Origin of the sequence: Enterococcus sp. DIV0682, from assembly GCF_051712685.1 — a bacterium.
Taxonomy (GTDB): Bacteria; Bacillota; Bacilli; order Lactobacillales; family Enterococcaceae; genus Enterococcus; species Enterococcus faecalis.
The window spans coordinates 2,438,381-2,451,828 of sequence record NZ_JBIOPK010000001.1 but is presented as its reverse complement, the minus strand read 5'-3'; the positions used below and the strand labels follow the sequence as shown (position 1 = coordinate 2,451,828).

General features: G+C 39.1%; 11 protein-coding genes. All 11 read left to right on the top strand.

Going from position 1 to position 13,448, the window contains the following annotated elements; translation table 11 throughout:
* Nucleotides 1–104: 104 nt before the first annotated feature.
* The 11 genes from IGK96_RS11890 to IGK96_RS11840 all read left to right on the top strand — a co-directional run bounded on the left by IGK96_RS11890 (nt 105) and on the right by IGK96_RS11840 (nt 13,383).
* Complete coding sequence (locus tag IGK96_RS11890) at nt 105–2,918, top strand: sigma 54-interacting transcriptional regulator (RefSeq protein WP_071646808.1); 2,814 nt, start codon at nt 105–107, stop codon at nt 2,916–2,918.
* A gap of 71 nt (nt 2,919–2,989) precedes the next feature.
* A complete protein-coding gene (locus IGK96_RS11885; protein ID WP_002365282.1) occupies nt 2,990–3,391 on the top strand; it encodes a PTS sugar transporter subunit IIA in 402 nt (133 codons plus the stop codon).
* Between the two features lie 19 nt (nt 3,392–3,410).
* Nucleotides 3,411–3,905: a PTS system mannose/fructose/N-acetylgalactosamine-transporter subunit IIB gene (locus IGK96_RS11880; RefSeq protein WP_002355078.1), complete on the top strand. Its 495-nt coding sequence runs from the start codon at nt 3,411–3,413 to the stop codon at nt 3,903–3,905.
* A 23-nt stretch (nt 3,906–3,928) separates the two neighbouring features.
* Nucleotides 3,929–4,678 (top strand): PTS mannose/fructose/sorbose/N-acetylgalactosamine transporter subunit IIC, encoded by a 750-nt coding sequence (locus IGK96_RS11875; RefSeq protein WP_002355079.1) that lies wholly within the window; start codon nt 3,929–3,931, stop codon nt 4,676–4,678.
* A complete protein-coding gene (locus IGK96_RS11870; protein ID WP_002359140.1) occupies nt 4,678–5,529 on the top strand; it encodes a PTS system mannose/fructose/sorbose family transporter subunit IID in 852 nt (283 codons plus the stop codon). The genes IGK96_RS11875 and IGK96_RS11870 overlap by 1 nt, the downstream gene beginning before the upstream one ends.
* 8 nt (nt 5,530–5,537) lie before the next feature.
* The gene (locus IGK96_RS11865; protein ID WP_162783221.1) at nt 5,538–6,644 is read left to right on the top strand and encodes a DgaE family pyridoxal phosphate-dependent ammonia lyase; all 1,107 of its coding nucleotides are present in this window, start codon (nt 5,538–5,540) and stop codon (nt 6,642–6,644) included.
* A 3-nt stretch (nt 6,645–6,647) separates the two neighbouring features.
* Entirely contained in the window at nt 6,648–7,391 is a 744-nt protein-coding gene (dagF, locus tag IGK96_RS11860) for a 2-dehydro-3-deoxy-phosphogluconate aldolase (protein WP_002361094.1), read from the top strand.
* A gap of 346 nt (nt 7,392–7,737) precedes the next feature.
* Complete coding sequence (locus IGK96_RS11855; protein WP_407080526.1) at nt 7,738–9,651, top strand: endonuclease MutS2; 1,914 nt, start codon at nt 7,738–7,740, stop codon at nt 9,649–9,651.
* 87 nt (nt 9,652–9,738) lie between these two features.
* Nucleotides 9,739–11,184, top strand: a complete 1,446-nt coding sequence (locus tag IGK96_RS11850) for an alkaline phosphatase (protein ID WP_002381148.1) — start codon at nt 9,739–9,741, stop codon at nt 11,182–11,184.
* Between the two features lie 111 nt (nt 11,185–11,295).
* A complete protein-coding gene (locus tag IGK96_RS11845; protein WP_010707081.1) occupies nt 11,296–12,267 on the top strand; it encodes a dimethylarginine dimethylaminohydrolase family protein in 972 nt (323 codons plus the stop codon).
* 426 nt (nt 12,268–12,693) lie between these two features.
* Entirely contained in the window at nt 12,694–13,383 is a 690-nt protein-coding gene (locus IGK96_RS11840) for a WxL domain-containing protein (RefSeq protein ID WP_010713776.1), read from the top strand.
* Nucleotides 13,384–13,448: the final 65 nt, after the last annotated feature.

The window sequence follows — 13,448 nt, the reverse complement described above, 5'->3', positions numbered from 1 at the left end:
TTTTGGTTAAAGACTTGATTTTTTTTATGGTAAATAAGAAACCGCTTCCGTTTTAATGTATAATAAATTAACTTTTGGATCAAAAAAGAAATGGGGAAAAGACTATGAGAATTGATAATATTCATCAAGCGTTAAAACAGTTTCACGTACAAAATCCAAGTAGCAAAGCAACCTTGTTGCCCGCAACGGCTTCGCAATTAAGTCAGACCTCTGGCTATACCCGAACCGCTGTTAGTGAAGAGCTTTCAGAATTAGTGAGAAAAGACCAAGTCGTTAAAGTTAAATCTAGACCAGTGTTATTTTTTGATAAAGACTACTTAGAGGAACAGTTTCCTTTTTTTAAAAGTAGCACGTGCTACGATTCCCTCGCTTCGCTGCAAGAGGACATTTATCAACAGGCAGAACAGATACATAAGAAAAAGCAGCTACTGAAAATGAATCCATTTGCGAACGTAATTGGTTTTGATGGGAGCTTAGCAGACGCCATCAAGAAGTTGAAAGCCGCTATTTTATATCCGCCTAATGGCTTGAATATTTTACTTACTGGAGAATCTGGGGTGGGGAAAACCTTAATTGCAGAACAATTACACCAATTTTATCAAGTTAAAATGAACCAAGAAGTCCCGTTTATTTATTTTAATTGTGCAGAATATTTCAACAATCCAGAATTATTAACTTCGCATCTGTTTGGCTATAAAAAAGGCAGTTTTACTGGTGCCGTCAATGACCAAAAAGGCTTAGTGGAGTTGGCAGATGGCGGTTTTTTATTTTTAGATGAAGTCCATCGATTAACGAGCGAAGGCCAAGAAAAATTGTTTACAGTTTTGGATAAAGGGTATTTTACACGGATGGGCGAAGCCGAAAAACAAAGAAATGTATCGATAAAATTTATTTTTGCAACAACCGAAGCCGTCAATCAACATTTTTTGAAAACGTTTTTAAGAAGGATCCCTGTGACATTAGCCATTCCAGCTTTAGCCGAGCGCTCTATGAAAGAAAAAATTCAATTGATTTTGTCCTTTTTCTTAGAAGAAAGTCAACGGATTCAAAAGAATATCCATATTCGTTATGAGGCGTTGAAACAATTAACGTTTACTCATTTTGAAGCCAACGTTGGCGAATTGAAAGCGGCGATTCAATTTATGAGCGCACAAGCCTATTTAGAAGTGTTCGATCAATTAACGGAAACTATTTGCATTGAAGCAAACGAGGGGACAGTCAAAGAGCAACCTGATGTAGAAAGTCTGCTGGCTTTTAATGAGTGGATACCTAACGATGGCCTCACGATTCAATACAACCATTTTTATTTAAGCAGTCAAGAGTTACTCAAATCGGAAAGTCTGAAAAATGATCGTTTTTATAATTTTCTATTGAAAGAATATGCGGATTTGAAAAAATTAACTCTTTCGACAGAGGATGCGCTAGCAATCATGCAAAACAAAGTCGAGCAACTTTATGATATGGACATTTTTGCTCAAGAACCGCTAGCCTTAGAGGCCATTGACGAAACATTGCAGCCAAAAATTCAAGAAGCCATTGTCTTTTTTGAACAATTAATCCAAGAAAAATTGACAGAGGATTTCCAGAATATTTTAATTGTCCACCTTTATTCTGCTGTTTTTTATTCTGCACAAATGAATGAAACATTTTATTCAGATACCAAAAATATCTATTCTGGCAAAGTAACCCAGTATCAAGCTGCTAAGACCATGGTGGACTTTCTACAAACATTGTTTGGGATTTCTTTTGCTGATACGGAAATCCTCTTTTTTGATCTATTTATTCGTAAAGTCACAGCTAAAAAAAGAGCGCACTCAGTTGAAGAAAACTGTGGCGTTATCGTCGTTGCTCATGGTACCGCGACGGCCAGCAGTATGGTTGAGTACACCAACCTTCTGTTTTCAACAACGGTCATGCGTGCAGTTGATATGCCGATTAATCAATCCGTGGAAGAAACATTAGAAAAAGTCCGTACAATTGTAAAGCAAAATCAGTATAAAAAAATTATTTTAATGGTGGACATCGGTTCCTTGGTTTACTTTGGTAATGCTATCAGTCAAACGTTTCAAATGGAAGTGCTGCTAATTAGCAATATCAATCTCTTAACATTGCTAGAAGTGGCCCGAGAAGTCATTTATGAATCGACGGCGTTTGAGTATCTATTACCAGTCTTAAAAGAAAAAAATCATCGCGCCTTGATTTGCAGTAAAGGTCGCTTCAACGAGGCAAAAGTTCTCATTATTTCCTGTCTAACTGGCATGGGGACTGCTATTAAAATTGAACAGTTGTTACTAAAAACTTTTCCTAATGAATTACTAACGAATGTACGCATCATTACTTTAGAGAAAAGAGAAGTGGAAGACATTGATCGTTTGCATTCTTTTGTTCGGAAAGAAGAGAAAATCGTTGGTATCATTGGCACCGTAAAGACAGAAGTGCCAGATATTCCGTTTATTTCTTTACAAGATTTACTATCGAAGCGGGGCATTCAGCTAGTTTTCGAATTATTAGGCCATCATTTAGAAGAAAAACAAAACCAAGAGTTACTAAAAAAAGTTTCAGCTAAATATATTCAAGGATTATCAATCGAAGCTATTACAGACTTACTAACGGTTTTGAATCCTACAACCATTTCAATCGAATTAGCTAAGATTTATTCAGACATTTGCTTGCAAACCAAAATAAAAAGTGACGAAAAGATTTTACTTCGTTTTATCATTCATTGTGCCTGTATGTTAGAGCGGCAATTATTGAATCCAGAATATGACCCGACAGCTTATGAAGTGTCATACCGAGAGTTGCCAGAAGCAGTATCTGTCATAAAAATGGCGTTTCGACCGATTGAAGTGTCCTATAATTTGTTGATTCCACCTTTGGAAGTGCGTTATATTTATGAATTGCTCTTTGAAAAGGCTTAATTCAAACGAAAATGAAAGTTGGCACACTTATTGCTTTTAATAAAATGATTAATTAGCAAAGGAGTTTGTTTATGGAAAATGAACCAATTTTACTTTTAACACACAATGGTTGGGGCTTGGAATTAGTCAAAAGCGTCCAGATGATTGTTGGAGAAGTCACAAATGTACATGAAGTTGCATTACAAGCAGAGGATTCACTGGGGGATTATTTAGAACGAGTCACAGAAAAAATTGACCAATTAACGTGGCACAACCAGTTGCTAATTTTAACAGATGTTAAAGGCGGCACACCTAGTAACGTTGCATTACGTTTATCAAAAGATTATGACCTCCTGATTGTGTCCGGATTATGCACATCGTTATTATTAGAATCCGTCATGAAACAAAGTGGTCCTGGGTTTCGTTTACAAGACGCAGAAATGATTCAACAAGCAGCAGTAGACAGTTGTCAAATTTTAGAAATTCCAAAATAAGAAAGTACAGGTGAACAGAATGTCAAAAATCGTATTAACAAGAGTCGATAGTCGTTTAATCCATGGACAAGTAGTGACTAAATGGTTACAACAATCAGGTGCAAATGAAATTTTGGTAGTGAGTGATGAACTAGAGCAAGATGAATTTTTACAAAGTATTTATTTAATGGCGGCGCCTCCAGGGGTTTCTGTAGTAATTAAAGGGATTGAAAGTGCCAAAGAATATTGGGAATCGCAAGAAAAGGAAGAGAAAAAGGTGTTATTTTTAGTGCCAGATTTAACGACCTTAAAAGCGATGGTGGACCAAGAAATTATTAAAGAGGAGATTCAAGTTGGTGGCTTAGGTGGCGGACCAAATCGGAAAAATGTTTTAAAAAATATCAATTTATCTGAAGAAGATGTTGCAATTTTGACTGAACTTTTAACGAAGGGCATCCATGTTTTCTTCCAAGCGATTCCCGAAGAAAATCCCCTACCAATTCAAAAATTAATTGAAAAATATCAATCACTATAATCAGAGAAAAAGGAGAGAATCATATGGGCGTTTTAGGTGTTTCAATTATTATGGGACTTTATTATTGGTTTGCACGTTTGCGTTTTGGGTACACATTTTCAGGCATGCTGTCTCAGCCATTAGGCGCAGCGTTGGTGGCTGGTTTAGCAACAGGAAAACTTAGTGAAGCAATGGTTGTGGGGGCGGGGATTCAACTTGTTTATCTCGGAGTCACCTCCACACCGGGTGGCAATGTGCCTAGTGATCCGGCTTTAGCTTCAGCAATCGCGATTCCGATTGCTTTAGGTGTGGGAATGAATGCCGAGGCGGCTGTTGCACTAGCTGTTCCTTTTGGTGTGTTAGGCGTCTTTATGGATCAATTACGGCGGACCATCAATGCGACTTGGGTGCATATGGCTGATAAATATGCAGAAGAGTTAAATTATGGGGGGATTTACCGAGCTGCGTTTGTTTATCCAGCTTTAGCGGGATTTTTAATTCGCTTTCCTTTGGTTTTTGCGGCGAACTTTTTTGGTCAATCTGTGGTGAATAAAGTCTTAGAAGTTATCCCAGCATGGTTGATGCACGGCTTTGAAGTAATGGGTGGTATTTTACCAGCGTTAGGATTCGCCTTAACAATTATGGTAATTGGCAAGAAAAATTTGATTCCTTATTTTTTAATCGGTTTTGTTGCAGTAGTATATTTTGGCGCAGAAGTTATGGCCGTCGCTATTTTAGGAATCTGTATTGCCTTTTTAGTTAGAAACAAGGCATTGAGTGAGGAGGCAGCATAATGGAACAAATGACACAAGCAAATGAACAACAATTGGAACAGAAAAAAATTACTAAAAAAGAATTATCCAAAGCCTTTTGGATTTATCAACTAGGCTGTGAATTATCAAATTCTTATGAACGTCTTCAAAGTTTAGTTTTTTGTGCATCGATGATTCCTGCAATTAAAAAACTTTACGCAGACGATGAAGAACAACAAAGAGAAGCTCTGAAACGTCATTTGAATTTTTTTAATACTGAAGGAACAGTAGGGGCTTCAATTCAAGGGATTGCAATTGCTATGGAGGAAGAAAAATCCAATGGCGCAGCGATCTCTGATACGGCGATCACATCGATTAAAACTGGGCTGATGGGTCCGCTGGCTGGGATTGGCGATTCAATTATTTGGGCAGCATTAATGCCGTTAATCATTTCCATTTTTATTCCAATGGCTAAAGGAGGTAACGTGATTGGAAGTATCGGTCCGTTGGTTCTGTACACAGCCATTACGTTATACATCAGTTGGACGTTAGTGAATAAGTCCTATACATTAGGGCGTAATTCAATCTTAAGTTTGTTAAAAGACGGCAAAATTAAGCAAGTCATTTATTCAGCAAATGTTTTAGGAATGATGATGATGGGCGCTTTAAGTGCGAGTTATGTTAAAATTGCTAGCCCGATGACGTTTAAAGTTACTGGCGGTGCCACGATTGTTTTACAAGATATCCTAGATCAAATTATGAAAGGGTTGCTTCCTTTAGCAGCAGTCATGGCTATTTATTTCTTCATGGTAAAAAAAGGCCCACGTTACGGTATCATTATCGGCACGATTGTCTTAGTTAGTTTGGTCACTTCATTCTTTGGTTTGTTATAAAGGAGAAAATAATGAATAGTTACGAAAAATTCCACTTAAAAGAAGTCATTAATGCTTCTGGGAAAATGACCATTCTAGGTGTCTCCAAAGTTTCGGAGGCAGTCCTAGCAGCTCAACGATTCGGCGGTGAACATTTCTTTGAAATGAGTGAACTTAGTGTGCAAACAGGGGCCTTTTTAGCCGACTTGTTGAAGGTAGAAGATGCCCAAATCGTTTCCTCGGCTTCGGCGGGGATTGCCCAATCGGTGGCTGCCTTGATTGGAAAAGGCAGCTTGTACCACGCATATCATCCCTATACAGAAAAAATCGAACAGCGAGAGATTGTTTTACCTAAAGGGCACAACGTGGACTACGGCACGCCTGTAGAAGTCATGGTAGCGCAAGGCGGCGGCCAAGTGGTGGAAGCTGGCTACGCCAACATGTGCAGTCCAGAACACGTGGAAATGATGATTTCCGAAAAAACAGCGGCCATTCTATACATCAAAAGCCATCATACCGTGCAAAAAAGTATGCTGACGGTGGCCGAAGCGGCCAAAGTGGCGCAACGCCACAAGGTGCCGCTAATTGTTGACGCGGCAGCAGAAGAAGATATTTTCAAATACACTGAAGCAGGCGCTGATTTGGTGATTTACAGCGGCGCCAAAGCCATCGAAGGGCCAAGTGCCGGTTTAGTGGTCGGGAAAAAAGAATACATTGACTGGGTGCGCCTACAAGGCAAAGGCATTGGTCGAGCAATGAAAATTGGCAAAGACAATATCCTAGGCTTTACGCAAGCAGTGGAAGAATACTTGGCACATGGCAGTGAATCAGGGGCTTCGATGCAAGAGCGCTTAAAACCGTTTGTTGAAGCCATCAATAACTTGCCAGATTTAACCGCCAAAATCGTCCAAGATGGCGCTGGCCGAGACATTTATCGCGCCAGTGTCAAAGTGAACGGCAGAAAAACCGCCAAGGAAGTCATCCAAGCATTAAAAGCAGAAAGTCCAGCTATTTATACGCGAGAATATCAAGCCAACAATGGCATCATTGAATTTGACATTCGTTCTGTCAATCAAGAAGAAATGAACAAAATCGTGCAACGATTACAAGAAATTATGGACACAAAGGAGAAATAAGCCATGTCATTAAAACCTAATTATTTAGAAGAACGCATTTGTTTAAACGTCTTAGCCAATTCAGTAGAAAATGCCCAAGCCTGTTATGAAGCAGCAGAAGGGCATGTTGTGTTAGGCGTCCTTTCAAAAAACTATGAAACCGATGAAGCAGCCATTGACGATATGAAAAAATACCAAGCAGCAACCAACAACGCTTTATCTGTCGGCTTAGGGGCTGGCGATCCTAATCAAAGTCAAATGGTGGCTCGCTTATCAGAAGTTCTACAACCGCAACACGTGAATCAAGTCTTCACAGGTGTCGGCGCTTCGCGGGCCTTACTTCGTCAAGACGAAACAGTGATTAATGGCTTGGTTTCACCCACAGGCAAAGTTGGCTATGTCAACATTGCGACAGGTCCGTTAAGCTCTGGTGCGCCAGCGGCGGAAGTACCTATCGAAACCGCCATCAAATTGTTGAAAGACATGGGGGGCAGTTCCATTAAATATTTCCCGATGAAAGGCTTGGCTCACAAAGAAGAATACCAAGCAGTAGCAGCAGCTTGTGCCAAGTATGACTTTTATTTAGAACCAACAGGGGGCATTGATTTAGAAAACTTTGAAGAAATTGTTCAAATTGCGGTGGATGCGGGCGTTAAAAAAATCATTCCTCATGTTTACAGCTCAATTATCGATCAAGAAACAGGGGACACTAGAACAGAAGACGTGAAAACGTTACTAACCATGATGAAAAACACATTGAATAAGTAAAGGGCCAATCTTTAGTTGACTTTCTCCACCAGATTTGCTACTCTCAAGTGGAGAATAAATAAAAACCAACAAATGAATGTGGGGTATTTTGGTGAGTGTCGTAGGTATCTAATTGATAAGTTGAATAACCAGTGAACCAAGCAAGGTTTATTTGGTGTGCTTAGAAAGTGATACCTGTCAGTCATCTCATTTACTAAATACCTCCTTTAGAAGAGGTTTCTTTAGTAACCTTTATCCAATGATAAAGAGGACAGCGGTAGAACGCTGTCCTCTTTTTTCTATAGAAACTGGTTTTTATTTAAAGGCGCCAGGTATTCTTTTCGTGATAGAAAGGAAGAAAAAACAAATGAATCATGAAACCATTCAAAAATTACAATTTACAACAATTCTTAAAGAAGTTCAAGCACGTGCGATTGGCGAGTATAGTAAAGAACGGTTGGCGAAAATGGTCCCTGCAACACGTTTAGAAACAGTGCAGTCCCGCTTAACGGAAACAACCGAGGCCCGCTTAATTATTGATAGCGGACAACACGTCCCTTTCATGGGCTTGAGCCAAATTACCCGCTTGCTTCAACAAGTGAAAAAAGGCTTAATCCTTACACCAAACGAATTGATTGAGGTGGCTGACTTTTTAAGAAGTAGTCAGCGAATCCAGAAGTTTTTTGAAAAAAATCAATACCAAACACCACGCCTATTTAGTTACAGTCAGCACTTAGCTGATTTCAGAGCAATCGAAGAACAAATTTATACGAAAATCCATAACCAAAAAGTTGCCACCGATGCTTCTCGACAACTTCGGAAAATCCGGCGTCAAATCAATGAATGCCAACAAGAAATTGAAACAAAAGTCACCAAATTTTTACGCAATAAAAATAATCAACTGTATATTCAAGAAAATATGATGGTGAAAAAAGGGGAACATTACACGGTACCAATCAAAGCTAGCTATAAAAATAAGGTTTCAGGCACAGTCATTGAGCAATCCAATAAAGGACAAACGGTCTTTATTGAACCTGTAGCAATTAGTAAATTAAATGAACAACTGACACTCTTAAAAGCGGAAGAAACAGCGGAAGAATATCAAATTTTGGCAGAACTAACTGGGTTAATTAATGAGCAAGAACGACTTGTCGATCAAGCCGTCGATACAATGACCACCTTAGATATTATTTTTGCACGAGGAAAGTATAGTCGCGAAATTGGTGGGATTACGCCAAAAGTAAACAAAGAAGAACGCTTGCGCATTGTTCAAGGAAAACACCCTCTTTTATTAGAGCACGCAGTACCATTGACGTTTTCTTTAGGAGCAGAGTATCGAGGACTTGTCATTACAGGTGCCAATGCTGGTGGTAAAACGGTTGTCTTGAAAACAGTTGGCTTATTGACTGTCATGACACAATTTGGGTTGCAAATTCCAGCACAAGCGGGCACAGAGATTCCAGTATTAGATGAAATTTTTGTCGATATTGGTGATCAACAAAATCTGGAAAATGCGTTAAGCACTTTTTCTGGGCACATGAAAAATATTGCGGAAATGTTGCGTAACGTTAAGCGACACACACTTGTTTTATTAGATGAAATTGGCAGTGGCACCGAGCCAAACGAAGGAGCTGGCTTAGCGATTGCGATCATGGAAACGATGTATCAAAAGGGTGCCTTGGCAGTTGCGACGACCCATTATGGTGAAATTAAACGTTTTGCCCAAGAACATGATGATTTTGTGCCCGCTGCAATGGCCTTCGATCGTGAAACATTAACGCCCAAATATCAATTGAAAATTGGTGAAGTTGGCGATAGTCAGGCGCTTTGGATTGCACGTAAAATGAAGATGGAGCCACAGCTCATTGAAAAGGCGGCTCATTATATTCAGCGGAAAGAATACCCTACTAATCGAAGTTTATTTAAACCCCTGAAAGCAAAAGAAACGACCTTTGCCACGTTTGTAGAAGAAACACACCGTTATCAAAAAGGTGATCGTGTCCTATTGACAGAAACACAACAAATTGGGTTGGTTTTTACAGATGAGGGTGAACAAGAAATCCAAGTATTTGTGAATGATAAAATTGAAAATGTACCACGAAGACGGTTGAAATTACAAGCGAAAGCACAAGATCTATATCCGCAAGACTATGATTTAGAAAGTTTATTTACAGATTTCCATGAACGAAAGAAACTCAAAGATATTGAACGCGGCTCAAAAAAAGCGCAGAAACAATTACGCAAAGAGGCCGAAAAAAGAGCAGCAAGACGCGACAAATAAGGAACTTAACAGAAGCAACACAACAACTTAACACTTTGTTTACTTGTTATTTATCAGAAATCAACTAAGACTTGTTATAGTCAATGTATGGGTAGATATGAAGGAGGAAACAAGGAAATGAAGAAAAGAGCTTTGCTAGGGGTTACCTTATTAACATTCACAACATTAGCGGGTTGTACAAATTTATCTGAACAGAAAAGCGGCGAAAAACAAACAGAGGTTGCTGAAGCGAAGGCAACTGAATCCGAAAAAGCACCAGTAAAAAATGTTATTTTTATGATTGGAGATGGCATGGGGAATCCGTATACAACGGGCTATCGCTATTTCAAAGCCAATCACTCAGACAAGCGTGTTCCCCAAACAGCTTTTGATACCTATTTAGTCGGACAGCAAGCCACTTATCCAGAAGATGAAGAAGAGAATGTCACCGATTCAGCATCCGCAGCGACAGCGATGGCTGCCGGAGTAAAAACCTATAATAATGCTATAGCACTCGATAATGACAAGTCCAAAACAGAAACAGTGCTGGAACGTGCGAAAAAAGTGGGGAAATCAACGGGGCTTGTAGCAACATCTGAAATAACACATGCAACCCCTGCTGCATATGGCGCACATAATGTTTCACGCAAAAATATGGCAGAAATCGCCGATGACTATTTTGATGATCAAATCGACGGACAACACAAAGTCGATGTGTTACTTGGCGGCGGCTCCGAATTATTTGCGCGGAAAGATCGTGATTTAGTCAAAGAATTTTCCCAAGCGGGTTATGGTCATGTCACAGATAAAAAGTCGTTAAATGAGAACCAAGACGACAAAATTTTAGGCTTGTTTGCACCAGGCGGGCTACCTAAAATGATTGACCGAACGGAAGAAGTTCCTTCATTAGCTGATATGACAGAAGCGGCTCTTCAACGGTTAGATAAAAATGAAAAAGGCTTCTTTTTAATGGTTGAAGGTAGCCAAATTGATTGGGCCGGGCATAGCAATGATATTGTTGGCGCGATGAGCGAAATGCAAGACTTCGAAGCGGCGTTTGAAAAGGCCATCGATTTTGCCAAAAAAGATGGTGAAACATTGGTGGTTACAACTGCAGATCATTCAACAGGGGGCTTGTCTTTAGGCAAAGGAGATCAATACAACTGGTTGACGGAGCCTTTACATGCGGCAAAACGCACGCCTGATTTCATGGCAGAAGAAATCATTAAAAATGGTAATGTGGAAAAAACAGTGACTGAGTATATTGATTTTCAATTAAGTGAGGCTGAATTGAAAGCAGTGAAAACAGCGGCGGAGTCAAAAGATGTTGAAAAAATCGCTCAGGCATTAAGAAAGATTTTTGATGAACGTTCGAATACTGGTTGGACTACTGGCGGACACACAGGAGAAGATGTAAATGTCTATGCTTATGGCCCACAAGCAGAAGCTTTTTCAGGACAAATTGATAATACAGACCAAGCGAAGATTATTTTTGGCTTAGTAGATGGCACCGGGCAAAAAGCTGAGATTAAAGATAAAGGTATTGGTAAATAACAAAATGAAGAAAAAGCAGAACGTATAGAAGTTCTGCTTTTTCTTCATTGAAGGCATAAAAAATTTATCTCTGTTATAATGAAGGTAACCAGATAAAAGTGAGGTCAAATAATGAAAAAAATGCATGTTGAAAGTGAATTTGCACCGTTGCGTTCAGTTGTTTTAGCACAATCGCAATTTTGTTTACCAGATAAATTTGATGAAGCGGATACGACTTTTTTAACAGAGGAAAATGCCCGTTTAACACAGAATAATGAAGGGCGTGATTTAGCAGACTTTGCACCAGAACAACAAGTGCGTTGGGAAAAAGAAAAAGAAGTCATGCAAGGAGTATTAGAATCTTATGGCGTAGAAGTATTTCGTCCACGTTTATTGACAACCTATGAAAAAGAACATGGCAAGGAATTGGGTGTAGGATATAGTAACTTCTTTTCACGAGACCCTTTTTTTACAATTGGCAATCTCTTAATAGAAGGAAACTTAAGATTTCAACACCGTCGACAAGAAATTTTACCAATTCGTCCGATTATTCAGCAGTGGACACAAGAAGCAGAAGGCTATTATTTTGCTGCGCCACAACCTGACACTTCTGAAGGCATTTTAAGTGAAGCAGGTCCCTTTATTGAAGGCGGCGATGTTTTAGTTCTAGGAAAAACAATTTTTGTGGGATACTCCGGCTTGGCAAGTAACCTAGCAGGAATTCAGTGGTTAGCCAATATGATTGGTCATTTTGGTTATGAAGTGGTGCCGGTTCGGTTACATCCGCATATTCTCCACTTAGATTGTGCGTTAAGCTTGTTGAGAGATGGCTTGATGATTGTTTGTGAAGAGGCCTTTTTGGATGGACTTCCTGCGCAATTAGCAAACTGGGGAAAAATTCACGTTACTTTGGAAGAAGCAGCGTATTTAGTGACAAATGGTCTACCGCTTAACGAAGAAACGTATATAACGGACCAATCGTTTACAACCTTAATTCCTCAAATAGAAGCAAAAGGTATCAAAGTTGAGGCAATTGATTACCATGTTTCTAGAATGTTAGGTGGTTCTTTCCGTTGTACAACGCAAGCGTTGATTAGAGAATAGTCAGCGAGTGATTATCAATTTTCGTAAGAAAAAATGTACGTTTTGTCTATGAAAACGATATAATTTTAGTTTTCACTATTTTTTTTTAAAATATTGAGGAAATTTTGATTTAATAAATGCGAGAAAACGTCAAAATGTTAGTGTTCATTACTAATGTTTTGACGTTTTCTCGCTGTTTTTTTATAAAATTACCACTTTATAAATGGGGAAAAACAATATCTCTTTTGAAAATTACGTTTTCAAAGACACGAAAAGTCGTTGGAACCGTGATGTTATAGTAAATTCATTTTTTTTGCATGAGGTGTTTAAAATTTGAAATCACAAGTAGTCTTTTTTTCGCTATACTTAGTTTACGTTCTACTGAGATAGAAAAGTTTTTCACTTTTTTATTCATTAATCAACCAAGATAATAAAGGAGAGAGTAAAATGAAGAAAAAAACATTGGTAACTTTATTTGCAGGAACGGCAATTTTAGGGGCAAGCATCGCTCCTGCAGCAGCACATGCAACAACGACTGGTACAACACCAGCAAACGTAGAGATGACAAGTGGTTCATTGCCAGGTGGTAATGGTGATGGAGATGACGGAAGCACACAAGAACCAGAACCAGGCTCGAATACAAATTTTGATTTGTTATATGTTCCAACAGAGTTCAAATTTGCTTCGACAGAAGTTAGTTCTGATTTATCAGCGATTTCATTAGATGCAAATGGTACACAAACAAAACGTTATGCGGTCGGGGATGTTCGTGGAACACAAGCTGGTTGGTCAGTTACTGCAGGCGTTGCTGAAATGAAAAATGGTACTGCTACTTTAGAAGGTTCAATTACCTTTGCGCAAACAGGTGCGGTAGCTAAATACGATGAAACAGCAAAAACATACTCACGTGATGTGGCTGCCTTTGCAGCAGACCCAGGAAGCCCTGAATTTGCTGGAACAACTATTCCAGTAGGTGGAGCAGCTGTATCAATTGCTACAGCAGCAGTTGGTAAAGGTCAAGGTACATGGGATTCTGAATTATCAAATGTAAAATTAAACATTACAACACCTAGTTCAAAAATTACAAATGGTGCGTATACAGGTAACGTAACTTGGACATTAGTGGCTGCGCCATAAACAGTTACTAACGAGAATACTGCATTACTAGAAAAGGAGCTGCGCACTGGTGCACGGCTCCTTTT

Coding starts and splice junctions, on each gene's coding strand:
- IGK96_RS11845 (WP_010707081.1), top strand. CDS start 11,296: ATGAAAAAAATGCATGTTGAAAGTGAATTTGCACCGTTGCGTTCAGTT.
- IGK96_RS11885 (WP_002365282.1), top strand. CDS start 2,990: ATGGAAAATGAACCAATTTTACTTTTAACACACAATGGTTGGGGCTTG.
- IGK96_RS11875 (WP_002355079.1), top strand. CDS start 3,929: ATGGGCGTTTTAGGTGTTTCAATTATTATGGGACTTTATTATTGGTTT.
- dagF (WP_002361094.1), top strand. CDS start 6,648: ATGTCATTAAAACCTAATTATTTAGAAGAACGCATTTGTTTAAACGTC.
- IGK96_RS11840 (WP_010713776.1), top strand. CDS start 12,694: ATGAAGAAAAAAACATTGGTAACTTTATTTGCAGGAACGGCAATTTTA.
- IGK96_RS11890 (WP_071646808.1), top strand. CDS start 105: ATGAGAATTGATAATATTCATCAAGCGTTAAAACAGTTTCACGTACAA.
- IGK96_RS11880 (WP_002355078.1), top strand. CDS start 3,411: ATGTCAAAAATCGTATTAACAAGAGTCGATAGTCGTTTAATCCATGGA.
- IGK96_RS11855 (WP_407080526.1), top strand. CDS start 7,738: ATGAATCATGAAACCATTCAAAAATTACAATTTACAACAATTCTTAAA.
- IGK96_RS11850 (WP_002381148.1), top strand. CDS start 9,739: ATGGGTAGATATGAAGGAGGAAACAAGGAAATGAAGAAAAGAGCTTTG.
- IGK96_RS11870 (WP_002359140.1), top strand. CDS start 4,678: ATGGAACAAATGACACAAGCAAATGAACAACAATTGGAACAGAAAAAA.